General features: G+C 43.0%; 20 protein-coding genes and 1 riboswitch. Of the genes, 6 read left to right on the top strand and 14 right to left on the bottom strand.

The features are described 5' to 3' along the window. Position 1: 1 nt before the first annotated feature. The 7 genes from sucA to ku all read right to left on the bottom strand — a co-directional run bounded on the left by sucA (position 2) and on the right by ku (position 12,425). Positions 2-2,854 (bottom strand): 2-oxoglutarate dehydrogenase E1 component, encoded by a 2,853-nt coding sequence (gene sucA, locus CVN76_RS10410; RefSeq protein ID WP_100531195.1) that lies wholly within the window; start codon positions 2,852-2,854, stop codon positions 2-4. A gap of 366 nt (positions 2,855-3,220) precedes the next feature. Then, positions 3,221-3,991, bottom strand: coding sequence for a dioxygenase family protein (locus CVN76_RS10415; RefSeq protein WP_100531209.1), 771 nt, complete (start codon positions 3,989-3,991; stop codon positions 3,221-3,223). A gap of 74 nt (positions 3,992-4,065) precedes the next feature. Continuing rightward, positions 4,066-4,830, bottom strand: coding sequence for a polysaccharide deacetylase family protein (locus CVN76_RS10420; protein ID WP_100531196.1), 765 nt, complete (start codon positions 4,828-4,830; stop codon positions 4,066-4,068). A gap of 99 nt (positions 4,831-4,929) precedes the next feature. Next, positions 4,930-8,379 (bottom strand): methionine synthase, encoded by a 3,450-nt coding sequence (gene metH / locus CVN76_RS10425; protein WP_100531197.1) that lies wholly within the window; start codon positions 8,377-8,379, stop codon positions 4,930-4,932. Continuing rightward, positions 8,372-10,219 (bottom strand): bifunctional homocysteine S-methyltransferase/methylenetetrahydrofolate reductase, encoded by a 1,848-nt coding sequence (locus tag CVN76_RS10430; protein WP_100531198.1) that lies wholly within the window; start codon positions 10,217-10,219, stop codon positions 8,372-8,374. Before CVN76_RS10430 ends, metH begins: the two co-directional genes overlap by 8 nt. Positions 10,220-10,322: 103 nt before the next feature. After that, positions 10,323-10,421, bottom strand: a riboswitch (SAM riboswitch). A gap of 110 nt (positions 10,422-10,531) precedes the next feature. Continuing rightward, positions 10,532-11,182, bottom strand: a complete 651-nt coding sequence (locus CVN76_RS10435; RefSeq protein ID WP_157805633.1) for an MOSC domain-containing protein — start codon at positions 11,180-11,182, stop codon at positions 10,532-10,534. Positions 11,183-11,585: 403 nt separating this feature from the next. After that, positions 11,586-12,425: a non-homologous end joining protein Ku gene (gene ku / locus CVN76_RS10440; RefSeq protein ID WP_100531200.1), complete on the bottom strand. Its 840-nt coding sequence runs from the start codon at positions 12,423-12,425 to the stop codon at positions 11,586-11,588. 152 nt (positions 12,426-12,577) lie between these two features. Between ku and ligD the strand changes: the two genes are divergently transcribed. Further along, positions 12,578-14,419 (top strand): DNA ligase D, encoded by a 1,842-nt coding sequence (ligD, locus tag CVN76_RS10445; protein WP_157805634.1) that lies wholly within the window; start codon positions 12,578-12,580, stop codon positions 14,417-14,419. 246 nt (positions 14,420-14,665) lie between these two features. Here the strand turns inward: ligD and dapF are convergent, their stop codons facing one another. The 5 genes from dapF to CVN76_RS10470 all read right to left on the bottom strand — a co-directional run bounded on the left by dapF (position 14,666) and on the right by CVN76_RS10470 (position 19,257). Then, on the bottom strand, positions 14,666-15,652 hold the full coding sequence (gene dapF, locus CVN76_RS10450) for a diaminopimelate epimerase (protein WP_100531202.1): 987 nt from the start codon (positions 15,650-15,652) through the stop codon (positions 14,666-14,668). A 184-nt stretch (positions 15,653-15,836) separates the two neighbouring features. After that, complete coding sequence (locus CVN76_RS10455) at positions 15,837-17,138, bottom strand: NCS2 family permease (protein ID WP_100531203.1); 1,302 nt, start codon at positions 17,136-17,138, stop codon at positions 15,837-15,839. 154 nt (positions 17,139-17,292) lie between these two features. Further along, positions 17,293-17,868, bottom strand: coding sequence for a beta-class carbonic anhydrase (locus tag CVN76_RS10460; protein WP_061140472.1), 576 nt, complete (start codon positions 17,866-17,868; stop codon positions 17,293-17,295). A 90-nt stretch (positions 17,869-17,958) separates the two neighbouring features. Continuing rightward, positions 17,959-18,753 carry a hypothetical protein gene (locus tag CVN76_RS10465; protein ID WP_100531204.1) on the bottom strand — a complete coding sequence of 265 codons (795 nt, stop codon included), beginning with the start codon at positions 18,751-18,753 and terminating at the stop codon, positions 17,959-17,961. A gap of 183 nt (positions 18,754-18,936) precedes the next feature. Continuing rightward, the gene (locus tag CVN76_RS10470; protein WP_061140470.1) at positions 18,937-19,257 is read right to left on the bottom strand and encodes a DUF4870 domain-containing protein; all 321 of its coding nucleotides are present in this window, start codon (positions 19,255-19,257) and stop codon (positions 18,937-18,939) included. A 210-nt stretch (positions 19,258-19,467) separates the two neighbouring features. On the opposite strand from CVN76_RS10470, the gene CVN76_RS10475 reads away from it, so the two are divergent. From CVN76_RS10475 to CVN76_RS10490, 4 genes are all read left to right on the top strand, one after another. Next, entirely contained in the window at positions 19,468-20,247 is a 780-nt protein-coding gene (locus tag CVN76_RS10475; protein ID WP_100531210.1) for an undecaprenyl-diphosphate phosphatase, read from the top strand. 351 nt (positions 20,248-20,598) lie between these two features. After that, complete coding sequence (locus CVN76_RS10480; protein WP_061140469.1) at positions 20,599-21,153, top strand: GNAT family N-acetyltransferase; 555 nt, start codon at positions 20,599-20,601, stop codon at positions 21,151-21,153. A gap of 186 nt (positions 21,154-21,339) precedes the next feature. Then, positions 21,340-21,732, top strand: coding sequence for a CidA/LrgA family protein (locus CVN76_RS10485; protein ID WP_100531205.1), 393 nt, complete (start codon positions 21,340-21,342; stop codon positions 21,730-21,732). Further along, positions 21,707-22,390, top strand: a complete 684-nt coding sequence (locus CVN76_RS10490) for an LrgB family protein (RefSeq protein WP_100531206.1) — start codon at positions 21,707-21,709, stop codon at positions 22,388-22,390. Before CVN76_RS10485 ends, CVN76_RS10490 begins: the two co-directional genes overlap by 26 nt. Positions 22,391-22,435: 45 nt before the next feature. Here the strand turns inward: CVN76_RS10490 and CVN76_RS10495 are convergent, their stop codons facing one another. Beyond that, positions 22,436-22,579: a DUF2639 domain-containing protein gene (locus CVN76_RS10495; protein ID WP_081092263.1), complete on the bottom strand. Its 144-nt coding sequence runs from the start codon at positions 22,577-22,579 to the stop codon at positions 22,436-22,438. A gap of 54 nt (positions 22,580-22,633) precedes the next feature. Further along, the gene (locus CVN76_RS10500) at positions 22,634-23,722 is read right to left on the bottom strand and encodes an undecaprenyldiphospho-muramoylpentapeptide beta-N-acetylglucosaminyltransferase (RefSeq protein ID WP_232732164.1); all 1,089 of its coding nucleotides are present in this window, start codon (positions 23,720-23,722) and stop codon (positions 22,634-22,636) included. 183 nt (positions 23,723-23,905) lie between these two features. On the opposite strand from CVN76_RS10500, the gene CVN76_RS10505 reads away from it, so the two are divergent. Beyond that, positions 23,906-25,018, top strand: a complete 1,113-nt coding sequence (locus CVN76_RS10505) for a mechanosensitive ion channel family protein (protein WP_232732166.1) — start codon at positions 23,906-23,908, stop codon at positions 25,016-25,018. Positions 25,019-25,920: the final 902 nt, after the last annotated feature.

The raw sequence follows: 25,920 nt of genomic DNA on the forward strand, positions 1-25,920 counted from the left end.
TTTATTTCTCCCCCTCATTATTGCGTGTAATTGCTTGAGTCATAATCCGTTGTTGTTCATTTTTATGGACAAGTGGATCTCCCTCAGCCGGGCTTGATCTGCGCTTCCTTCCTATATATGTTACGGAAAGGTTACGAGGTGCCGCTGCATTAAGGCGTGGTTCGACAAATGTCCAAGCTCCCATATTTTTTGGTTCTTCTTGAGCCCAGAAGATTTCTTTAAGATTCGTATATTTTTTCAATGCTTCTTGAACACCAGTGAACGGGAATGGATAAATCTCTTCGATACTGATGATTTGCAGCCAATCCGTATTCTTTTCAGCTGCCGCTTTTTCACGAAGTTCAACCGCCAACTTACCTGATGCGAAGACAATGCGTTCAACCGATTTAGGTTTTTTGCCTAATGTCTTCGTTTCTACGAACGATTCAAACGAGCCTTCGCTGAATTCTGCAGCTGCTGAAGCCATCACTTGATTACGAAGCATGCTCTTCGGTGTCATGATGACAAGCGGGCGTACTTGCTCTTTATCCAAAATCTTTGCCTGTCTTCTAAGGATATGGAAGTATTGGGCTGCCGAACTTAAATTGGCAACGGTCCAGTTATTCTCAGCTGCCAATTGAAGGAAACGTTCTAGGCGTGCACTTGAGTGCTCTGGTCCCTGTCCTTCATATCCGTGCGGAAGCAGCATGACAAGACCTGATTTTTGACCCCATTTTGCACGGCCGGCCGCGATGAATTGATCAAAGATGACTTGTGCAGTATTGGCGAAATCTCCAAATTGGCCTTCCCATAGTACAAGTGCTTCAGGTGCGAATACATTATACCCATATTCATAAGCCAGAACGGCCGTTTCAGTAAGCGGGCTGTTATGAACAGCGAAAGAAGCTTTGGCCGTTTCAAGTGTGTGAAGTGGTGAATAAGTCTTTCCATTCACACTGTCATGTAACATGATATTACGCTGTGCGAATGTTCCGCGCTCAGAATCTTGTCCTGTCAAACGAATTGGTGTACCGTCATTTAAAATGGTCGCAAATGCCAGCGTTTCGGCATGAGCCCAATCGATTTTACCTTCAGCAGCAAAGGAATCCAAGCGGCGTGATAAAATCTTTCCTAGTTTTTTATTAGGTGTGAATCCTTCCGGCCACTGAACAAGTTCTTCGTTTATGGAAACCAGTTCTTGCTTCGGAACACCGGTTTCGATCGTCGGAAGTCCTTTTTCGATAATGCCAGGAGGGTTACACTCTTTGGAAGCTTCCGGTTTGTTTCCGGAAATTTTCGCATAGGCGTCTGCAAGTCTTGTATCTACCTGCTCAGCGATAGCTTTCACTTCTTCTTCCGTGAACTCACCAGAGTGAACCAACTTATTGCCATACAGGTCTTTAACCGTTTGATGCTTATGGATCAAGGCATACATTTCAGGTTGAGTCACCAGCGGCTCATCCATTTCGTTATGGCCGAAACGTCTGTAACCAATCAAATCGATCAAGAAATCTTTTTTATATTTCTCGCGGTATTGGTTGGCAAGGTTAACGGCAGCCATACATGCTTCAGGATCATCTGCATTCACATGCACGATCGGCACTTCAAAGCCTTTAGCCAAATCACTGGCATATTTAGTTGAACGCGAATCTTCACTTTCCGTTGTAAAACCAATCATGTTATTGGCGATGATATGGATGGCGCCGCCAACTTGATAACCGCGTAAACGGCTTAAGTTGAATGTTTCTGGTACAATTCCCTCACCAGGGAACGCTGCATCACCATGAATCAGGATTGCCAGCGATTTGGAAATGTCCTGAACTGGGAATCCCTTCGCCGAACGGTCTTCTTGTGCCGCACGGGAATACCCTTCCACGATTGGACCGACTACTTCCAAGTGGCTTGGGTTATTCGCAAGAGTGATCCTTGCTTTTTGTATGTTGGCTTTGGTGATCTGCTTATCAAGACCTAAATGGTACTTGACATCACCTGTCCACCCATTGTTAATCCCTGTAGAACCTTCAGAAGGAACCAAATCTTTATTAGGCGAATGTTGGAATTCCGAGAAGATGACTTCATATGGCTTTCCTAGGACGTGTGCGAGCACATTCAAGCGTCCGCGGTGAGCCATGGCTATATTCACATTGCCTGTTCCATTTTGAACCGTCTGTGAAATCATTTCATCTAAAATCGGCACTAGTATATCTAGTCCTTCTATAGAAAAACGTTTTTGCCCAACGTATGTGCGGTGAAGGAATTTTTCAAATCCTTCCACCTCATTCAGGCGCTTCAGTAACAGTTCTTTTTTCTCTTTAGTCACTTCCGGGAACATGCCTCCGGATTCGACCATATCTGTAAGCCATTGCTTTTCTTCCAAGTCATTAACATGGTGAAATTCAAAGGCTATCGTTTTAGTATAAAGTTGTTTTAAGTATTGTACGGCTTCGTAACCGTCTTTTACGTCCTTTGGTGATTCTGGACAAATAAGGTCAGCCGGTATCTTTCTTAAATCATCTGCAGTTAAGCCGTATTTTTCAAAGTGAATTTGTTCTGTATCCAGTGCTTCTTCTTTTAAAGGATAAATGTTTGCAGCAAGATGTCCGTAAGCGCGGATGTTTTCCGCTAGCTTCACTGCAGACATAATTTTCTTCATTGGAAGAACTTCTCCAGCTTGTGCGATTGGTGCACTTCCGATTGTTGTTTCTGCCGATACATCGAATGAAGGAGGACCTGATACTTCAAAAAAGTTTTTCAGCTCCGGATCTACTTCTTCCGGATTGGCTTGAAATAGATCGTATTGCTCCATGACATACCCAAGGTTTGGACCTGAAAAAGCTTTCCATGGGTCGTATGCCTTAGCATCCTTGATGGTCATTTTTGTAAACCCCCAAATTTCTCTCATAGTTTTTTTCAATTCGTTTTATCCATCCCCAAATTTCTATCTTCTAACTATTCCCCAAATATATGAAATGATAATTAAATAACTTTGGTCAATGAATAATAAAATTTTAAAGGATAAAACGTTTTCAGATGTTATATTAACATGTTTTTGTCGAAATATCCAAAGGTTAAACGACTTTATGCAACCTTTTTGATACTATATTTCTGCTTAATTCGCCAATATGCGCCTTTAATTGACTTTTTTGCTCATTTAAATCTTTTTTCGCTAAAAAAAGATTTATGTATTTTTGTATATTTGATCGTTGGCGGGTATATATAACTAGGCGAAAAACGATTATAATCAATCAAACTTCCAAGCTGTTAAACTCAAATTGCCATATTGAAAGCTCCTATGCAGCAGAGCCGCTTTTTTATGCTCATTTCCTGCCCCCATTGCGATGATCAAGGGTATGAAATGCTCTTTGGTGGGCACTGCATCCAGGCTATACGGGGCTTTTTGTTCATAATTAAACAGAGCTTCCATATCCCAATTCCTGATTTTCCCTTCGACCCAGTTCTCAAAATTGATGGCCCAGCCCTCCGCTACATTCATATCCTTCTGAATATGGGAGAAATTATGTACGATACCACCGCTTCCGATGATAAGGACATTTTCCTCTTTCAGTTCCCCCAAAGCTTTTCCGATATCATATTGCTTATTTAATGGAAGTTCAGGGTTGATGGATAAAGATACGACCGGAATATCGGCTTCAGGATACATGATGTGCAGCAGACCCCATGCACCATGATCCAAAGGGCGCCTATCATCAAGCTCCCCCCATATATCTATCCTCGACAATAAGGTCAAGATCCGATCGGACAGTTCCAAGCACCCTGGAGCAGGATATGTTATTTTGAATATTTCTTCGGAAAAACCAACAAAATCGTAAATGACCTGATGCTTCCTCACTGCCGAAATCATCTGCTCTCCGCTTTCCCAATGTGCAGACAAAATAACGATCGCAGCAGGTTTATTCATAGCCTTCATATAATCCTTCAAAAAAGCGGTGTAGCTATTCTTTTCCAAAGCCAATAACGGTGTACCATGTGATAAAAACAATGATGGCATCATAAAAACGATAAATCCTTTCGCAATAAAATCTCTTATCCCCATCCCTAATTTACTATATATGAACCAAGTGTTCATCAATTAAATTGTATTTTCGGGGTTGTCTCATCAATCGTATCAAAGGAATAGCCTTCTTTTTTAAGGTATTCGATTATATCCGGCAATGCCTTCACGGTATTTTTCATACTATTGATGTCATGCAATAAGATATTAACATGCTTTTGACCTTTCGTCCCTTTTTGTACGGAAGAAATAATTTGCTGTTCACTTATCGATGGACTGATGCCATCCGTCGAATCAATATTCCAATCGACATATATATATCCTTTTTCCGATAATTGTTGCAGGATTCCATTTATGATGGGCCTTGTTGCAGCCTGATGCCGCAGAAGGTTATTCGAGCCGCCAGGCAGGCGGACAATACAGCTTTTTATGCCGAACTCCTTATGCAGCTTTGCTTCAAGACGATTCAAATCCTGGAAGAAGCTATCTGGTGACTTATAGACGATTGAATAATCATGTGTATAAGAATGCAGGGCAATCGCATGTCCTCGGGATTTCATTTCCTGGTATCCTTTTTTTGCATATGGTTCTTCATTGCCCATCACGAAAAATGTGGCCTTGATATGATAGCGATCCAATATATCCAATATATCCATCGTATTCAATGACGGTCCATCATCAAAAGTTAAATAAGCGATTTTCTGGTTTTGTTTACTTTTAACGAGCGGGCTCATCTCTTCCGGGACATATGCATGGACATGCGCCCCTGAACCAGGCAAAAGCATACATATAATAAAAAAACATACCACCGAAACAAAAAAACCAAGCAGATTCTTCATCGTTCCCTCCCCTTCCTCTTGACCCTTAAGGTGTACTAACGGAGGGGTTTCATGCGCAATAAGGCAGCGGAAAAAAATACCGCTGCCTTATCCATGCATTTAACGATCGACATTGAAGTATCGTGCTTCCGGATGAGCGAAAACGATCGCAGAAACGGAAGCCTCAGGCTCCATCATGCATCCATCGGTCAATTCAACACCAATGTCCCTTGGCTGCAGGAGGCGGAAAAGCTTCTCCTGGTCTTCGAGATTGGGGCAAGCGGGATAACCGAATGAAAATCTTTGTCCCGTATACTTGGCTGCAAACCGCTCTTTCATGGACATATCAATTGGATCGCTGATCCCCAAATCATCTCGCATCAATTGGTGTATCCTTTCGGCAAAACCCTCGGCCGTTTCGAGTGCAAGTGATTGCAGGGCATGATTTTTCAGGAAGTCACCTTCAAGCTTTAGTTTTTCTGCCCATTTCCTGATTCCTTTACCTGCTGTAACGAGGAAAAAGCCAACAAAATCCATTTCCCCCGATGAGACGGGCTTGGCGAAATCCGCTAAACAAAGATGAGGATTCGTGTCCTGACGCGGGAAATCGAACGTTTCCAATACCTCCATATGATTATCGGGATTATATATCAAGAGCCTGTCCCCATCACTTTGGGCAGGGAAAAAATGATATATGGCATTCAACCCATAATCCGGTTCCGATTTTAGAAATTCAATCAATTCATCGACGAGGTCATTCAGCTGCACGGCTTTTTCATTCCCTTGCTTAAGCAGATCAGCTACCTTACCCTTTAATCCCAAGTGATGTCCAATCAGCATTTGCCGATTAATGTAAGGCTGGATGACATCCAATGGGTAGTTTTTCAGAACATGACGCTTCGTATCACGAGGCTTTTGAACAGGAACGTTGCTTAAAGGGGCAGCTGTCGATTGCCTCCGCTCCGGCCTTTCCAGCGTGGCAGCAATGGCGGCATTTGCTTTCGATTTTTCTCGTTTCTCGACAAGTTCCTCCAAATACACCACTTTTTTGTTCGTATCATGCAAAATATTCGTTACCGCCAACCCATCCATCGCATCCTTGGAATATAGCACAGGACCGCCATACTCCGGTGATATTTTAAAATCGGTGAATTTACGGGACAAGGCAGCCCCTCCAACCAAGATTGGGGTATCTATGCCCGCTTGCCTCAAATCCTGGGCCGTCAAGACCATTTGCTGTGCCGATTTCACTAGTAAGCCTGATAGTCCAATGATCGTTGGTTCATGTTTTCGGACCTCTTCAATGATTTGCTGAGGCGCAACCTTAATACCAAGATCAATGACCTCATACCCATTATTCGAGAGAATGATATCCACTAGGTTTTTGCCGATGTCATGCACATCCCCCTTGACAGTCGCTAAAAGGATCTTCCCTTTCTTCGCGCTATCTTCGGAATTCTCCATCAGCGGCTCAAGATGAGACACTGCCGCCTTCATCACCTCTGCACTTTGAAGCACTTCCGCGACAATAAGCTGATTGTCATTGAATAATCTCCCCACTTCACTCATTCCTGCCATCAATGGCCCATTGATGATTTCCAGTGGAGCATCGCCGCGCTCAATGGCCTTATTCAAGTCTTCAATTAAGCCTTCCTTCGTCCCTTCGATAATATTGTTCCCTAACCGCTCGTTCAATGGCAGGACTACACCATCATCCTTCTTCTCCGCTTTTTTGCCACGGTAAAATTCAGTAAAGGTGGCCAAGGTTTCACTGGATGTCTCGAAAAGGAGGGCTTCAGCCAATTTCACTTCATCATCAGGTATCAGGGCGAAGCGTTCAAGCTTTTCCGTATTCACGATAGCGTAATCGAGGCCCGCTTTCGTACAATGGTAAAGGAAAACGGCATTCAGGATTTCCCTGCCCCGTGCTGGCAATCCGAACGAAACATTCGAGATGCCGAGTATCGTCAAGCATTCCGGGAACTTATCTTTGATTGCCTTGATTCCTTTCACCGTTTCCAAGGCAGATCCGATATATTGCTCATCTCCGGTACCGACAGGAAATACAAGCGGGTCAAAAATGATATCACTTTTGTTTAGTCCATATTTATTGACAAGCAAGTCGACAGAACGGGTGGCCACCTCGATTTTCCGTTCAGCATCGACGGCCATCCCCGTTTCGTCGATGGTTCCGACCACGACCGCGGCACCATATTGATGGATAAATGGTACGATTTTTTCAAAACGTTCTTCACCATCTTCAAGGTTTATGGAATTGATGATCGATTTTCCTTGTGAATGTTTTAATGCTTGCTCAAGGACGGCTTCATCCGTCGTATCGATGACCAAGGGCACCTTCACCTTTTTGACGACCTCTTCCACGAACTCCTTCATATCGCCGAGCTCATCGCCATCCGGGTCTGCAAGACAAATATCAATGACATGTGCACCTTTTTTCACCTGGGCACGTGCTATTTCGGCTGCTGGCTCGTAATGTTTCCCACGGATCAGCTCCTTGAATTTTCTTGATCCGATTACATTCGTTCTCTCTCCTACGAATAAAGGACGCATTGACTCATCGTAAATGAGCGGCTCTATGCCTGATACGGCGTGGCCATGAGCAGATTCAGCCTTTACGCGGGGCTGCAGGCCAGAGAGCGCCTTGGAAAGCTCCCTAATGTGCTCAGGTGTCGTACCGCAGCACCCTCCGATGATATTGACCCAGCCTTTTTCGGCAAATTGCTTCATTTTCTCCGCAAGGGAAACCGGTGACTCATGATAATGTCCCTCCTCATCCGGAAGCCCGGCATTCGGGTAACAGCTGATTGCACTATTTGAAATCTCTGCAAGCGTCCGGATATGATCGATCATGAACTCCGGTCCTGTCGCACAATTCAAGCCGACAGCAATAGGTTTCATATGTTCGACCGATAAATAGAAAGCTTCTATCGACTGGCCGGCAAGTGTGGTGCCCATCGGTTCGATCGTACCGGATATCATCACCGGGACTTCTTTTCCGATTTTGGCGAAGGCGGCTTTTATTCCGGAAAAGGCAGCCTTGACATTAAGCATGTCCTGACATGTTTCCACCAATAAAAGGTCGACACCGCCGTCCAAGAGGCCGAGTGCCTGCTCTTCATAAGAGTCGGTTAAAACATCGAAAGTCGTCCCCCCTGTAACCGATAGTGTTTTTGTCGTGGGCCCCATTGAGCCTGCTACATATCTTGGCCAGCTATCCTTTGAATACTTTTCACAAGCCTTGACGGCAAGCTCTGCGGAAATTTTATTAAGTTTGTATGCAATCGTGCTTATTTGATATTCATCAAGTACGATGCTTGTCGCACCAAAAGTATTTGTCTCGATGATATCTGCACCTGCTGCCAAATAAGTTTCATGGATGGATTGGATCAGTTCCGGCTGGGTCAGCGATAAATATTCATTGCATCCCTCGAACTGCTCGCCTCCGAAATCCGCTGCCGTCAAATTCTCTGCCTGAAGCATGGTTCCCATCGCTCCATCAAGCAGGAGAATTTTGGAATCCAACTGTTCTTGTATCGCTTTTTTATTCATGCACTGCCACCTCTGATGTTTGTTTACTATCGGCTTTCCTTATATATTTCGTAAGTTCGGCTGTCATTTCATAACGAAGGAATGGGGTGATTAAATAGATTCCCTTGAATTTATCCCTTGCTGCATCCACTAGCTCCCTTGCAATGCTAACGCCTTCTATCCTCGCCTTTACAGGGTCATTCCCGGCTAATGCCATCGCTCTCCTGACATTGTCAGGCAATTTGATGCCTGGGATTTCGTTGTGGATGAACTCCGCATTCCGCGTGCTTGTCAAGGGCATGATACCGATGAAAATCGGCGTTTCCAAATGTTTGGTCGCTTCATGAACTTCTTCCATCTGTTGGATTGAATAAATGGGCTGTGTCAAAAAGGAATGAGCACCACAGGCAATTTTCTTTTCCATACGCTGCACCGCTTTATCCAAGTACTTCACATTGGGATTAAATGCGGCGGCAATTTTGAAATTTGCCCGTTGGCCCAAGCTTTGACCCGAATAGGAAAGGCCGTCATTAAATTGTTTGACCATGCTTATCAAGTCAAAGGAGGATAAATCATAAACCGAAGTGGCCCCAGGGAAGTCCCCGATTTTGGATGGATCGCCGGTAATGATCAATATCTCATTCAAGCCTACCGTCTGCAGGCCCATTAAATGGGATTGCAGGCCAATTAAATTACGGTCACGACATGTTATATGTACCATTGGTTTCACATTCAATTGGTCTTTCAGTAAATTTGCCAACGCTTCATTCGATATCCTCGGGGAAGCAAGTGAATTATCCGCTAATGTAATCGAGTCGACCCCTGCAGTTTTCAAAGCCTTCGCCCCGGCCATGAAAGTTTCTATTCCCAGCTTCTTCGGTGGATCGAGTTCAACAAGAATCGTCCTTTCTGTTTTGGCCTTTTCATATAGAGGAAGTTCTCCTGCTCTATCACTGATCTCCATTATTTCTATTTCACGGGGTTTCGTTAATTTTTCTTTCACGGGAACCAGGCTTCCCACTGCATTCTTCACAGCTTGAATATGCAGAGGAGTCGTACCGCAGCATCCGCCTATGATCGTGGCACCCTGCTTACGTAGGTCCAGGGCACTCGAACCGAAATATTCAGGCACTGCCTTATAGACGAGCCTGCCATCCACATAATCCGGGAGGCTGGCATTTGGATAGATGGCAATCGAAGCATGCTTTGGCAGGCTCACTTCTTCCAAGGCACGAATCATATGGTGAGGCCCAAGTCGGCAATTCACACCGACGACATCGGCTCCCAATTGCTCGAGTTTTTGAAAGGCTTCATTCAAATGGATCCCATTTTGGAGATTGCCCAATTCATGCATTGAAACATTTGCGATGATTGGCAGTTCCGTTTCTTTTTTTACGATTTCCAGCACGGTTTCCAGTTCTTCGAGGTCATAAAAGGTTTCCAGGAGAATCCCATCCGGGCTTTCCATCAGCAGGCTGTAAAGTTGTTCACGAAAGCCTCGCTTTATTTCCTCCATGCTTAAATCCGATTTTCTTATACTCCGCTGGGCCCCGATCGTACCGAAGACATAGGCCTTGCCTTGTGCCGCTTTTTTGGCGAGGATGACTCCCTGACGATTGATCTTGCTTACCTCATCTTCTAGTCCATGTCGCTTCAACTTATTGAAGTTGGCACCATACGTGTTCGATTGTAGGATGTCGGCACCTGCCTCCAAATAGGCACGATGGATCGATTCTATTTGACCGGGATTGGTACAGTTTAATTCCTCATAACATTGATCGATGCCATAGGAGTATAATAAAGTCCCCATCGCCCCTTCTCCAACCAGCATTCTTTCTTTCAACTCTTTACGAAAATTCATTATTACACCCTCTCTCAAAAACAATTCTGTTTTTGTCATATTCTAAGCGTATGAGAGAAAAGAAAAAAAACCTTCTCAAAGAAGAAGGTTTCTTGGAACATTCTCCTCATCTATCAAGCTCCGCTTGCTGGATTTAGCACCTTTGCCTAAGCTGGTTGCTGAGGTTTCGTCGGGCCAGTCCCTCCACCTCTCTCGATAAGATCGATATATAATTTTCATAAAATTTTAAAATTTATTTATATTTAATTTACCTTAATAATCTGTTAATTTCAATACCTTACCGCGCATTTTTTCATTTTCCCTACAATTCATTCAGTCCTGCACAGCCTGAATGCGCTTTACGGCCCTTTGTTTCCAGTCGTCCGCGAGTGAATCCACAGCAAGTAAAGCACTCGCTCCTTCCTCCCCGTCCCGTCCATGAAGGATCACCTCAGTGGCGAATTGAACCGTGATTTTTTCCTGCTGGCGTTCGAGTAACAAAATTTCATCTTGTTTCTTTATGGTCCCCTCTTTGATCACTCTTGCAAAATAACCAGTGAAACCCGTTTTCATAACTATTTTCAAAAGCCCGGCCTCACGGTTAAAATGGGAAATGGTCGAACAGGGGATCCTTCCCTGGTTAATTTGGACGATCGCATCGCCTATTTGATAAATATCACCAATATAGATAGCATCCTCTGTCATCCCTGCAACGGTTACATTTTCACCAAACGCGGGAATATCAAGCTTTTTATTGAACTTCTCATTCCATAATGCGTAGTGTTCATAGGGATAAAAACATACGACTCGATCAGGTCCTCCATGAAACTTTTCATTGCCTACCCCATCACCGATTAGGCCAGATTTCGTTACAGTCACGGTATCCACTGCTTGTTTATTCATGGCAGAAAAAATGTTGACATTCGCAAATGTTTCTTGTTTTGGCTTACTGACTTGAAGTGAAACTATTTTTTTGTTTTCCATTCTTCGTCTCCCTATCCTCATTTAGTTATATACCATCCTTATATGAATAAATTATACTAAAAATCCATTTGATTCTATAGCCAAATAGGAGAATATACCAAATGCAAAAACCGAAAACGGGTCCCCATGCTTTCAATTGGTTGAAATATCTTGGAATTCCAGAAAAAATCATCAGTAAGTTACCGTAATATTGTTGCTATTTCAGAATTAAATATGATAGAATATGAACACAATATATAGTCGAAAACTACAACAGTTCGCCTATATGTTGATTTCACGATTGAATTCCTCATTGTCGCTCTTAAGGGAGCGATTTTTTTTTGCCCTGCATCGATCTCCACTTAAACGAAACCCCAAATAGAAAGCCAAGCGACGCATTCCTACTCCGCTTGGCTTTTTTGTATTATGCTTGTTTCTTTTTTTTCGTTGCCGCCTTCTTACGGGTGGTTCTTTTCTCCGGTTCTTCATGCTTCGTCCGGTCAATGGAAGCTTGCAACGCCTCCATTAAATCGGTTACATTGTTTGCTGCCGGTTCCGTCGTTTTGGCGGCAATCGCCTTCTGTCCCGTTTTCTTTGATTCAATCAGTTCGAGTAAAGCGGTGCGATAATCATCCGTGTATTTGGTTGGTTCGAAAGTCGACGTTAATTGATCGATTAAAAGCACGGCCGTATCAATTTCTTTTTTTACGATCGCATCATTTGCAGGGATGTTCGGAACATCGGCTGCGGAGCGGACTTCATCCGGATAATGAATCGTCTCCATCACAAGTGTATTATCAACGACCCTAATGACTGCCATTTGCTCTTTTGAGCGAATGATGATTTTGGCGATCCCCACCTTATTGGATTCCTTAAGTGCCTGTCTTAGAAGGGAATAAGCCTTAATCCCCCCATCATTCGGGGACATATAATAACTGCGATTAAAATAGATCGGATCTATTTCCTCTATTTTCACGAAATCCACGATTTCCACTGCTTTTTCTTCATTCTGTTTTTTTAGCTGTTCCAGTTCATTGTCCTCCAAAACGACAAACTTTCCTTTTGTATATTCAAAAGCGCGGACAATATCGTCTTTACCCACTTCTTTCTGGCAGACCGGACACACTTTTTCATATTTGATTGGTGAATGACATTCCTTGTGCAGCGTCCGTAAAGATATATCCTTATCTTCCGTAGCCGCATGAAGTTTAATCGGAATGTTCACCAAACCGAATGATATGCTCCCCTTCCACATTGTATGCATATGGGTCACCTCATAACTTATTTTTAATTTTGAGAACACAGTTATTATTCCCCTTTGTAAAAAAAAAATCGAAAAAAAATTTGCCAACTCTAACTCGTTGTTTTTTTGGCAAAATAATGTTAATCATTTATTTGCGGAAGGTGTTTTTCAAAATGAAACCGATGCTGCCAACTTATTACCCGGAAGCGCCCGTCTCTAACGATTGGCGTTATGAAGTCAAATATGACGGCTTTAGGGCCATCTTAACGATTGACTCCGATACGATAAGCATCAAGAGTCGAAACGAGAAGGAATTATCCACGTTATTCCCGGAAATCGTTACATTCATAAAAGAAATGGAACTTGAAGCGTATCTACCGTTGCAGTTGGATGGAGAATTGGTCTGGCTGACGAATCAAGCAAAAGCAGACTTTTTTCAAATCCAATGGCGTGGCCGCCTGCGTAACCCATTATTGATTTCTGAACATGCTCATTTTTCCCCATGCCGTTATATAGCGTTCGATCTGCTGCGCATAAAGGGCAAGGACATCAGAAATCAATCCATGGAAGACCGCAGGGAATGGATAGAGAAGATGGGAAAAGAACTCGGCCTCCCTAGTCCTCCTGACCCAGCCGATAAAGCTTTAGTACAAATAATTGAGAGCTTCGATTCTTTGAATGTCGCGATGAATGAAGTAATCCTTTTGGATGGCGAGGGAGTGGTTGCAAAGGAAATACGGGGAACCTGGCAAGAAGGAAAGCGAACCACCGCCTGGATTAAAGTAAAAAATTGGAAGGCTATCTCCTGTTTCATCACGGCATTGCATAAAGAAAATGGATACGTTTCCCTCGGGGTATTCAAGGATGGAAAAGTAATGAAAATCGGCAGCGTCAAAAATGGTCTGAGTGCCCAAAATAAAGGGATCCTGCATGATTTAATCAAGCGAAATGCCTCTGGAGAGGACGCCCAATTTTTTTATATCCAACCTTCGATTTGCATCGAAGTGCAATGCTTACATGTTTATGAAGAAAATGAATTGCGCGAGCCCCAATTTTCCCAATGGCTTCTGCACTTGGATCCAAAAGAATGCACATGGGAGAAATTCGTAATAAGCCAGTATACCTTTCCAGAAACCGTTCAAATAACCTCCCGTGATAAGCCATTATGGACAACGGCTGGCAAAGACGTGATTAAAGTGGAATACCTCCAATACTTGCGTGAAGTTTCCGCTTTCTTCCTACCTTTCTTAAAGGAAAAACTATTGACTACGATCAGGTATCCTCATGGCACGCTCGATCAAGAGAGATTTTTCCAGAAAAACAAGCCTGACTATGCGCCGGGCTTCATAAAAACGTACAAGGACGAAGATATTGAATATATGCTATGCAACGATGTTGAAACGCTACTTTGGTTTGGTAACCAACTGGCTTTGGAATTCCATGCCCCGTTTCAAAAAGCGGGGAAAACAAAACCTGATGAAATCGTCCTGGACTTGGATCCTCCTTCGATCGAATATTTTTCACTAGCAATAAAGGCTGCACAAGAAATAAAAAAGGTGATGGACTCATTAAGAATGGAAGCTTTTGTTAAAACGTCCGGCAACAAAGGGCTTCAGGTACACATCCCGCTGCCCGAAGACCAATTCACTTATCAAGAGACACGCATATTCACCGATTTTCTCGGCCATTACCTTACAAGTTCCCACCCCAATGATTTTACGATGGAAAGATTGAAAGTGAACCGGCATAATCGACTTTACTTGGACTTTATCCAGCATAGTGAAGGAAAAACCATCATAGTGCCATATTCGCCACGAGGGAATGATTTCGCAGGCGTAGCTACACCTTTGTTTTGGGAAGAAGTGGACGAAGACCTCCAGCTAAAAAACTTTACCATCCTAACCGTCCCGCCCCGTATCAAAAGGGACGGCTGTGCTTTCAGGGAATATCGCCATGTCGATAATGGCACTGCCTTCCAGGATGTATTGGCCTTTCTCAAGCAAAAGAAAGACTAGCTTCGGCGCATATTAGTGTAAAAATGGGGCGTTTACCCGTAAGTTTACCGCGTTCGCTCTTCATTTGCGGATGTTTTCTCATGATTGGGAACGGTTTCTTACGAATTTGGGTGCTTTACTCGCCAATTTGGGCATTATTGGAGCGTCAATGATTGGTCAGCCACTTGAAAGAAATACTCGCTCAAGATCGTGAGTTTCAAAAATAAAGGATGCGGAATCAATTGATTCGCATCCTTTGTGTCTTTTCTATAATGCAGTTTGCAAGTAGGTTTGAACTTCATCTTGCAGTTTGGCATATAGGCTTGCTTCTTCTTCGAATTCGTCTTTTTCGAGTATTTCAAATTGTTCGGGATGATTTTTGTCTATTTCAAGCGATACTTTGAATTCATAGGTTGCGTTCCCGATTAGGTCGATTGAATAGGTTTGATTTTCTGTATCATAGTGTACGACGCATTTAACTTTTCCGCCGTTATTGTATACGGAAATTTCGCGCTCCAATTCATTCAATCCAGCAAAGCAGGTTACTAAGCTAGAAGCTGACATCGCCGTTCCACAAGCATTGGTGAAGCCCACTCCACGTTCAAAGGTCCTTACGTAAATGCTGCCTGGTTCGAGTTCTTTGACAAAACTGACATTGACGCCATCAGGGAAAAGCTCATTCGGTTGATTGACCTTGACGGAAAGGTCCTCTTGCAGGTCGCTTTGTAAAATGGCCTTATCCACTAGGGTAATCAAATGCGGATTGGGAACCGCCAATGCCGAAAACAAAAGGGAAGAATGAAGCTCTGGCAATGGTTCGTTTTGCAGCGTTTCTTTTTCAATGATGAGCGGCAAATCCTTAACATTGAAACTGACGGGGGAAATTTCAACCTTGAATGTTGGAATCCCCTGATAAATATCATTCGTTTTTTCAACGAGTAAATTTGCTTTCATCGTTTCGACGATCATTTTGTCGAGTCCTAACACATCATTTGCATATCTTGCCACACAGCGAAGTCCATTACCGCACATTGATGCTTCCGATCCATCGGCATTAAAGACACGCATCCGGCAATCAGCCTGTTCACTTTTCATCACAAACAAAATACCGTCTGCTCCAAGTCTCCCCCTATTGCAAAGGGCCTTCGCTAAGTTTTCTCTTTCTTGTTCAGTAAACGTCAAGTTCGTGGTCAATTCATCAATGATTAAGAAATCATTTCCTGAGCCATGGCTTTTTAGCCCTTCAATAATCATCCTGTCACTTCCTTTAATATGCATGTCATTATCATTTTTAAAATATTCTATATCATAACATTTTCACAATAGATGTGTCATCGCGAAAAGTAAAAAAATCATCCGATCCCTCAATATTATGTACTATGCAAGGAAGAGCGGCCGACAGGAGAAATCCTCCTTTCCAACCGCTCTTCCAAAAGTATTAACCGATCAAACCGATGATGAAATAGACGATAAACATGGCCGCACTCACATACATCGGGGCAGAAACTTCTCTCGCCTTTCCGGTTACAAGCTTCAAGAATGGATAGAGAATGAAACCGAATGCCATTCCATCAGCAATACTGTACGTGAATGGAATGATCGTAATGATCATGATTGCAGGTACACTCTCGGTAAGATCGCTGAAATCCAATCTTTTAATGTTCCCTAGCATCAAAATGCCAATGATGATCAAGATCGGCGCAATGGCACTATCCGGGATCACTTTTATCACTGGGATAAATAGCAATGAAAGGATGAAAAGCAAGCCTGTTACAACCGAGGTCAATCCGGTCCTGCCTCCAGAAGCTATTCCAGCTGCCGTTTCAACTGTCGCAACCGTAGGACTCGAACCGAAAATACCTGATAACAGAACGGAAACACTTGTCGCCTTAAGCGACTCTTTATAAGCATCCTGGCGGTTGATACTGTCTACATGTCCGTGTACGAGACCGATATTTTCAAAGACAAGAACCATCGTCATCGCAAAGACACTTATCCAAAACTCAATCCGGTCCGCTTGCATGAACGATAATGAAAAGAAAAGATCGCTATATGAAGCTGTATCCATACCCGAAAATTGGATATCCGATAGTTGAATCGTTCCGCACAAATAGGCAATAAGACTGCCTGCCAGGATAGTGATCATGAAATTTCCAGGCACATTCTTGATGAAAAGCGTAATCGCCAGTAAAAAGGTCAGCACCGTCGCACATACTGCTGGGTTGCTTAAATCTCCCAGTGCGATGATGGAGGTTGAACCTTCCGTTATGATCCCGCCCTTTTCAAGTCCGATCAGCATCAAGAATAAGCCGAGGCCAACTGTGATGGCGTCTTTCAGCGAACTAGGTATGGCATCGCTGATTAATCTGGAGTATTTAGTAAAAGCAATGATCACGAAAATGACTCCAGAGATAAATACAGCACCAAGCGCTGATTGCCAGGATAATCCCATTCCCTGTACCATCGTATAAGCGAATAGTGCATTCACGCCCATTCCAGGAACGAGGAGGATCGGGACATTCGCCCAAATCCCTATCATGATGCAGCTTACGGCGGACAATAGGATGGTGGCAATGACCGCGCCATTAATCGGTATGCCCGCTTCCGATAAAATTAGGGAATTCACGATGAGGATATATACGATCGTGAAATAGCCGACAAGTCCGGCCAGGATTTCTCGCTTTCCATTCGTTCCATGGTTGGAAAAATGAAAAAGGGCTTCCAAGTTAAATTTCTTCATGTTGTATCCTTATTAAATTGTCCCTCGCCCACCCGTTTGTTTAAGTGACAAACTACACTTGGCGATTTTATCAAAATTACGGAAAAAAATAAATAGAATTGTTAAAAATAAAGAAAACTGCCGAAAATAAATCCGGCAGTTTCAAAACCCTACATTACTTTTCTTCTACAGCAGCATACCCATCGACTACCACTTCCAGCTTCCCAGTGTCAGGGGAAATGATGAGTCCGTGTACAGGTATGTTTTTAGGGATCAAAGGATGGCTTTTTATGATTTCCACGCTGTTTTTACAGCTTTCATAAACATCATCAAATCCGCGAAGCCAGGTGCGGATATCGATTCCAGCCGCTCCCAGTGTATCGATGGTGTTTTTCGGAATATCACGTGCGACCATCTTTTCGACGACAGAATCCGCGTCGACGGAAGCCATCCCACAATCATGGTGAGGTATGACCAATACTTCATCCGCCTTTAGCTCATAAATGGCAACCAGGATACTCCGCATCACACTTCCAAACGGATGGGAGACGATTGCCCCGGCAGTCTTCAATATTTTCACATCGCCATTTTTGACATTCATCGATTTTGGCAGTAGCTCCACGAGCCTTGTATCCATACAGCTTATGATGACCATTCGTTTTTCAGGGAACTTATCAGTTTTATACTTAACATATTCCCCTTTTTCTACAAATTGTTCATTGTAATCCAGAATCTCATTAAGTAAACTCATATTTACCACCCTTTTTATGTAATTATGCAAAAGTATTTCCCTTTTATTATAGCAAATATTTAATAGATTTACTAAAGGGTATGGTCGTAGTCAATTTGAACGATGATTTAAGGCGGCGGCACAAAACCCGAAGATGATTAATCTGGGTATTTTTTCCACATGAGATGAAAAGGTCAGGATAGGCGTATTTGTCTTAAATCGCCTTCCCCACTCAACAGGCATCCATCCTTCTTGGTAGGTCACGATTTTTTTCCCAGCTATCGTTGCAATCTCAAATGAATTTAAACTTCCCGGCGTGTCAACGGGCATCCATTCCGTCCCATCCTCCTTGTAGATCATTCCCTCGATTTTCATAAAGGTCCTTTTTTCTTGATAGGAACCAATGAGGCTCCCTTCTTCATCCATGATCGCCATTTCATTGAATAGCCCCCTCCCAATATGATACTCGGCAAGTACATGACCCTCAGGATTGACTAGATCATACCGTTTGGCCAAGAGCATCGACAAGAAATTAGGTACCATCCACATGAACCACTTCATATTCCTATCCCGGATCTCGCCCATCAGGTTACCATCAGGCGCAAATAGAAGCAAACGCAATGTCGGTGCCGGCAAGAATGTCAGCAAAATATGTTCGGCATCCAATAAGCCGTGCTTCGTGCCATATAGATCACGAGGCAATTCCTTGATTCGACTTTCATATATTCGATGGACGATATATAGGGCAATACTTATTAAAATGAACGGAGCCGTAATCAAGATAATAGGGCCAGGGATCAAACCGACAACATGGCCAATGAAAAAGATAACGGCCAACCCAAGAGATATCGAGGAAGCATAAAAATTGGAATGGCTCATCTTTTGATAATATTCGCGTATATTCATATACTATTCAGCTTCACACTCCTCACTAAGAAAGTTTCTCCGCCTAACTAGCATTCCAAGGCGCCAGCCAACCAATCCCCTTCGTTCATTTAATTCGCTTTCAGATGATCGATTCCCTTTTTTAATCTGCCTATTCCAGGCGCAAGAAGGATTCCGTTATGAACGGAATCCTTCTATCTCTTACTATAGTATCCTAAAAATCAGCGGGAACCGGTAATCCGTTCCTTCATAAGCCCTAATGGCAGCAATGATCGTGAATATGATTAACGCGATGCCGATAACCGGCAATAGCAAGAATCCAACCAAGACTATCGTCAGTATCCCTGCAACGATCGAATAAATGGTGTAGGAAATGAAAAAATTCAAATATTCCCTTCCATGATAATCCACAAACGGTGATGAGTCCTTCTTCAGTAACCAAATCACTAAAGGACCGATAAATGCTGTGAAAAAGCTGATCACATATATAAGGGCAGCAAACACTCTTTCATCTTTAGTAGGCATAGTGTCTTCTCCTCCTCTCTTATAAGAATAATTACGAATCAAATGAGGATTGGTTTCATTTTCTTTTCATTTTATTCGAAGAAAAGTAAAGGAGAGAACCTTTTTTGCTAAATCCTCAACGACAAAATATGCGGACATGTTCAACCAGCTGGTGCATAAAGATAAAATAATGGAATTTCCGATATTTTCAGGAATGGAGTGATGAATTTGCTGAACGAATTCCAGGCCTTCATCCTTGGGGTCATTCAAGGCCTGACGGAGTTTTTACCTATATCGAGCACCGGACATTTATATTTGGGGAGGCATTTATTCCATCTTGATGAAGCAGGCATTTTTCTCGATACCATGCTTCATATCGGAACGTTGCTGGCATTATTGGTGGTTTATAAGAATGACATCCTCTCCATTTTGAAAAATCCTTTTTCCAGACTGACCTTGGTCCTCATTGCCGGGACAATCCCTGCAGTGATTGCCGGCCTTTTACTCAGCGATTGGTTTGATGGCCTTTCGAAAACAGGTGTGACCATCGGCTGGGAATTTTTAGCAACTGGATTGATTTTATGGGTAGCGGACGGAATCAGAAAGGGCGGAAAATCACTCAATGAAATTTCCGTCAAAGATGCTTTGATCATCGGAACCTTCCAGGCTGCTGCGATCATGCCTGCACTTTCGCGTTCAGGCCTTACGATAGCTGCTGGGCTTTTTTGCAAGTTGGATAGGGCCACTGCCGCCTATTTTTCCTTTTTGCTTTCGATTCCAGCCATTACTGGCGGCATTGTATTTCAGATGAAGCCAATTTTCACAGGGGAGGTTGAGCGGCTTCCCCTTACTGCCCTTTTTGTCGGGACCCTTGCAGCAGCTATCTTTGGGTATATCGCAGTGGTATGGATGATCGACTTCCTAAAGAAACGGTCGCTTAAAATATTCTCCATTTACGTATGGGCGCTTGGAGCCATCATTTTATGCATGCAGTACACAGGAAAGTTTTAAGGATTGTATCATTTCCTCCTTGAAAAACAGGCGAAAAGCCGCATTTTCAAGGGAGAAATGCAGGCGTTTGCCCGCTATTTATACACGTCGAAAAAAAGTTGGAATTTGACGAAAAAAAAAGGCAAAAAACCTATTCCCAAACCGATTTTTTTTTAGTATTATACCTTCGTAAGCTTCTTTAGATTTATATAATTTCTGACAATAAAAATAGGGAAGGCAAATGGTGCGCCACCGGTTTCCGGTTCTAGTGGGTTCGATTCCCACCCCGAAATTTTTTGATGAACGACTTAAAAAATTTCGAGGGTGGGCAGCGACTACGCATAAAAACTGCCCTCAAACGGAGGGACGGAAATGTTAAAAAAGAGAGATTTCTCAGATTGTTTTTCTCTTTATGAACAAATGACGCATCCAGATGTCTTCCCTTTCGTGCGCCATAAAGTAGATTCATATGAAGAATATGTATTCATTACTAAGCAAACGATCGAGGCAGAAGAAGCTGGGGAACTGATTTCACGAACGATCCTGGACGAATGGGAAAATCCGATCGGTTGCATTTCTTTATACGACATTGAAAATGGTGCAGGTTTCTTAGGCACATGGCTTGGCAAGTCTTATCATGGAAAAGGATATAATGCAATCGCAAAAGACGCTTTCTTTAAAGAGCTTTTCTTTGAGCTCGGACTGGAGACGGTCTTCATGCGAATCCGCAAAAAAAATATCCGTTCGATCAAAGCTGCTGAAAAGCTTCCTTATGCCGTCAATGCCAATGATACAAGAAAGTCCCTTTATGATCAGATCAATCATGAAGGAGATATCTTCGATTTGTTCGAAATCCCTAAAGATTTGTACACCTTTCATATCCTTAGGCAGCATGATGATGACGAACAGCAATTACTCGAAGCATAAAAATTTGCTTATCTTTTCATATATAGGACGGGAGCTTCCAAAATTGGATAGCTCTTTTTCCCGTTTTCAAGAGTTGCACCGAAAAGAATGTTGCAATTCCCTATTCTTTTTAAGGATATTTTTTTATAATGAATACAATTGACCAATTCAACGATATATTCAAAGCGTCATTGAAAGGATTTAATCATGAAAAAAATATTGGCTTTTCCCGTGCAACTTACCGTGCTGCTCGTCATTTGCAAGCTCGGCTATTATTTGGCTGACTTATGTCATTTACCCATCCCAGGCAATGTCATCGGCATGATTTTATTATTCATTTTATTACAAACGAAGGTTTTAAAGGTCGAGTGGATTGAACTGGCTTCAGGATTCTTAGTGAAGCACCTCGCCTTTTTCTTTATTCCCATTTCCATCAGTTTAATGACCATGGGATGGCTATTTATTGAATTCGGTTTTCCTTTGGCACTTACACTTGGAGTCAGCTTGATTTTCGGATTCATCGTTTCCGCATGGACCGTTCAGAAATTTTCTCAAAGAGGAGAGGTCAATCAGCATGACAGCGCTAATCACACCTTATAGCATCTTGATAACTCTCCTTGCCTATTATATGGGACGGAAATTATATGCCAAACGCCCATCACCTTTTACAACGCCTGTATTTTTCAGTACTATCACCATCATTCTCATCTTATTGGCCACCGGTTTGGATTTTGATGATTATTCCCCAGCAAAGGATATCATCTCCTATTTCCTCGGTCCTGCAACCGTCGCCTTGGCTGTTCCGCTTTATAAAAATAGAAGGATAATCGTTAAATATGCGATACCGGCGATTAGCGGGATGATATTGGGCCTTATGGTCACCTTGGCCATCGCCTTCACCATTGCACATGCCTTTTCACTGCCGCAATTCATCCTTCAAGGCTTGGCGGTTAAGTCGATAACCGTGCCAATCGCGGTGGAAATCACCGAGCTTTATGGCGGTGATTCCAATATATCGGCAGCCTTCGTCATTTTGACCGGTGTGCTGGGAACGATGATCGCTCCGAAAATGATGGATAAATTGAACATTACTATGCCCTTTGCCCGCGGTATCGCATATGGGACCATCGCTCATGGTCTTGGAACGGCGCAAGCGGCTCAGGAGAGCGAGTTTACCGGAGCTGTTGCCGGTGCGGCCATGGCGATTGCAGGTATCCTGATTTCATGCTTCTTTCCTGTCATCAGCCATTTCCTTTAAATAAAAATAACCGCAACGCCAATGACGTTGCGGTTATTTTTATGGTTAATTCTTCTTCAGGTCTTCGTATAAACGCCTTAAAATATGTGTTTTATAAAGCTCGAGCTTTTTCTTCTCGATTGGGTGATAGCTTATCCCTCCGGCTTTTAATTGCTGGATGAACCACCCCTTGGAATATTCATAAGCCATACTGCCCCCTCCTCTGTTCAAGAAATAGATATGCTTCAAGGAGGGGATTGATACTTATTTTTTTGCTGTCATGACTTCAAGTAATAAATCATACATTTCTGAAGCGGTCTTGAATGGACGTTTTTGACGCATTTTCTCCTGATATGCACCGGATTGATCGACCAATTCTGCTAGTGTGTCTTTGAAAACCCGATCATTCAACTCTTCTTCTTGAAGGACCTTACAAAATCCCTGTTTTTCAAAGCTGGATGCATTGAGGATCTGATCTCCACGTGATGCATTTGCACTTAGGGGGATCAACAGCATCGGCTTTTGCAAACCAAGGAATTCAAAAATTGAATTGGATCCAGCCCTTGACACGACCACATCTGCAGCCGCCAGAAGGTCGAATAACTCCTCATGGACGAATTCGAATGGTGCGTATCCTGGTTGTTTCAATTCCGTTTTCACATGTCCTTTTCCACAAATGTGAATGATCTGGTATTCCTTTAATAAGACATCGAGATTATCAGTGATCAAGTTATTGATTTTCACTGCCCCAAGGCTGCCGCCCATGACGAGCAACACCGGTTTTTTGCTTGTAAACCCGCAGAATGCCTTGCCGGCAGAAGCGTTTCCCTTGAAAATTCCATCCCGCAATACAGCCCCCAGATACATCGCCTTATCATGTGGAAGGCCTTTTTCGGTTTCCTGGAAGGTCGTGAATATTTTTGATGCAAGTGGCATGGCAATTTTATTCGCAAGTCCAGGAGTATAATCCGATTCATGTATGGCGATCGGAATCCTCAGCATCCTCCCTGCCAAAACGACGGGAACGGAAACGAATCCACCTTTAGAGAAGATGAAATCGGGCTTTTCCTTTTTTAAAATTTTCCTTGCATCAAAAATCCCTTTTATGACCCTGAAAGGATCTTTCATATTTTCAATGGAAAGATACCGACGGAATTTCCCAACGGAAATCGTTTCATAACGCACCTCGGGAAATTCCTTTTCGATAATATCTTTTTCGATGCCTTTTTTTGAACCAATATAGGTAACATCCCAATCCTGCTTGAGGAATTCTGGGATGATTGCTGCATTAACTGATACATGACCGGCAGAACCGCCACCGGTAAACACTATTTTCTTAGTCAATATTTCCACCTTCCAAACTTAAAAAGTCACTTTGCATCCATATTACCATATATCCTTGCCATTAATAACTTGAAAAAGCATTTATGTGGATCTCGCTTCCTTTAATCATCAATAATTTTTCCTTTTTCAGCATGGATATATTATAATCTTAGTATTCTACAATACTACAAGATACATTGGAGGAGTAATACATTGCAAGAAGTTTCTAAATCACTAAATCAATTCGATGGAATCGATGCCTGGACCCAATTAGGAATTACAATCGGCATTTTCCTAATCTTTCTTTTACTTCGGAAAGTGTTCACTACATATATATTCAAATTCTTTCTTCGAATTGCTGAAAAACGAAAAATTGAATTTGCCGCCAACTTAATGCTCGCTTTGGAAAGGCCGGTAAGGTGGCTTATCGTATTAATCGGTGTCATTATTTCCTTGAACTATTTTCCGATTGACTCACCTTCGGATGAACTCAAATCAAAAATTTACAGATCGTTTTTTGTTTTCCTATTCTTTTGGACGATTTTCAATATCAGTTCGATCTTGACCATTTTATTTCCGAAGCTTGTAAGTAAATTCGGCCTGGAAGTTGACCAAATTGTCCTGCCGTTTTTCACAAAAATCATTAAATTGATCATCATCGCTTTTGGAGCATCCATCATTGCGGAAGAATGGGGATTCAATGTCGACGGATTTGTTGCAGGACTTGGCTTGGGCGGATTAGCTTTCGCTCTTGCTGCCAAGGATACCGTCAGCAATTTCTTCGGAGGAATCGTCATCGTTACCGAGAAGCCATTCACCATAGGCGATTGGATCAAAACCCCCAGTGTGGAAGGCACGATTGAAGACATCACGTTCCGAAGCACCAAAGTGCGGACCTTTGCCCAGGCGCTCGTTACCGTACCGAATGCGACCCTCTCGAACGAACCGATCATCAACTGGTCCAAGATGGGGAAACGCCAAATCGCCTTCCATTTGGGTGTGAACGTTACAACCCCAAAGGAAAAGCTGGAAAATGTCATTAAAGACATCGAGACTATGCTGATCGAGCACAAAGAAGTGCATCCGGAAACGATACTCGTCAAATTTGATGAATTCAGTCATTCCGGTTTCAATCTCTATCTTTACTTCTTTACCAATGCAACTGACTTTGGCGGATATTTATCCATCAAGGAAGACGTCAACTTTAAAATAATGGAGATACTCGAACGAGAAGAAGTCCAAATCGCCATTCCTTCCCAAGCCTTCATTATCCAAAAAGACTCAAATGTAGAAGCGATGAACGAATTTGAATCGATGCGCGACTGACAAAAAGACTTGCCCTAAATCGGCAAGTCGTAGCTCTTGTAAGCCAAAAGGCTTCGGAAGTCTCATTCCGAAACCTTTTGGCTTTTCGAATTCGAGATATGAATGAGTGGTACTCACTTTTTTCCCTCTTTTACTTCGCATAGATAATCTTTTAAACTAGTCATGATATTACCGAGTCATTCTTGAAGAGGTACAGAACTCCTGCAGGAAATGCGTGTCCACGCGAGACACCGCAGGCTAAAAGACGAGGAGGCTCACGGACCGCCCGCGGAAAGCGAGCACTCGCAGTGACATGAAACGTTCATCATACAAATCATCACACTGGGAGCAAGCAGGCTGCCAGTTTCGTATTCACGCAGAGTGAAGTGGAACGGAGGGTGCGAGACTCCTGCGGGAAATGCGTGTCGACGGTGAGACACCGCAGGCTAAAAGCCGAGGAGGCTCACGGACCGCCCGCGGAAAGCGAGCACTCGCAGTGAAACGAAAGGTTCATCATCCAAATCATCAAACTGGGAGCAAGCAGGCTGCCAGTTTCGTATTCACGCAGAGTGAAGTGGAACGGAGGGTGCGAGACTCCTGCGGGAAATGCGTGTCGACGGTGAGACACCGCAGGCTAAAAGCCGAGGAGGCTCACGGACCGCCCGCGGAAAGCGAGCACTCGCAGTGAAACGAAAGGTTCATCATCCAAATCATCAAACTGGGAGCAAGCAGGCTGCCAGTTCTTTGTTCTCACGCATAGTGGAATGGAACGGTCAGATTTTATAAAACTAAAATCGAATTGTCTACATTCAGAGACTTGCCCTTAATCGGCAAGTCTTTTTTATTGCCAAATAAACTTAAAAACATCACACCATTATGTGATATAATCTTTTCATTGTGTTTACAATTAAAAATTAGATATA

The organism is Bacillus sp. mrc49 (assembly GCF_002803435.1).

Coding starts and splice junctions, on each gene's coding strand:
- sucA (WP_100531195.1), bottom strand. CDS start 2,854: ATGACCATCAAGGATGCTAAGGCATACGACCCATGGAAAGCTTTTTCA.
- CVN76_RS10415 (WP_100531209.1), bottom strand. CDS start 3,991: ATGATGCCATCATTGTTTTTATCACATGGTACACCGTTATTGGCTTTG.
- CVN76_RS10420 (WP_100531196.1), bottom strand. CDS start 4,830: ATGAAGAATCTGCTTGGTTTTTTTGTTTCGGTGGTATGTTTTTTTATT.
- metH (WP_100531197.1), bottom strand. CDS start 8,379: ATGAATAAAAAAGCGATACAAGAACAGTTGGATTCCAAAATTCTCCTG.
- CVN76_RS10430 (WP_100531198.1), bottom strand. CDS start 10,219: ATGAATTTTCGTAAAGAGTTGAAAGAAAGAATGCTGGTTGGAGAAGGG.
- CVN76_RS10435 (WP_157805633.1), bottom strand. CDS start 11,182: ATGGAAAACAAAAAAATAGTTTCACTTCAAGTCAGTAAGCCAAAACAA.
- ku (WP_100531200.1), bottom strand. CDS start 12,425: ATGCATACAATGTGGAAGGGGAGCATATCATTCGGTTTGGTGAACATT.
- ligD (WP_157805634.1), top strand. CDS start 12,578: ATGAAACCGATGCTGCCAACTTATTACCCGGAAGCGCCCGTCTCTAAC.
- dapF (WP_100531202.1), bottom strand. CDS start 15,652: ATGATTATTGAAGGGCTAAAAAGCCATGGCTCAGGAAATGATTTCTTA.
- CVN76_RS10455 (WP_100531203.1), bottom strand. CDS start 17,138: ATGAAGAAATTTAACTTGGAAGCCCTTTTTCATTTTTCCAACCATGGA.
- CVN76_RS10460 (WP_061140472.1), bottom strand. CDS start 17,868: ATGAGTTTACTTAATGAGATTCTGGATTACAATGAACAATTTGTAGAA.
- CVN76_RS10465 (WP_100531204.1), bottom strand. CDS start 18,753: ATGAATATACGCGAATATTATCAAAAGATGAGCCATTCCAATTTTTAT.
- CVN76_RS10470 (WP_061140470.1), bottom strand. CDS start 19,257: ATGCCTACTAAAGATGAAAGAGTGTTTGCTGCCCTTATATATGTGATC.
- CVN76_RS10480 (WP_061140469.1), top strand. CDS start 20,599: ATGTTAAAAAAGAGAGATTTCTCAGATTGTTTTTCTCTTTATGAACAA.
- CVN76_RS10485 (WP_100531205.1), top strand. CDS start 21,340: ATGAAAAAAATATTGGCTTTTCCCGTGCAACTTACCGTGCTGCTCGTC.
- CVN76_RS10490 (WP_100531206.1), top strand. CDS start 21,707: ATGACAGCGCTAATCACACCTTATAGCATCTTGATAACTCTCCTTGCC.
- CVN76_RS10495 (WP_081092263.1), bottom strand. CDS start 22,579: ATGGCTTATGAATATTCCAAGGGGTGGTTCATCCAGCAATTAAAAGCC.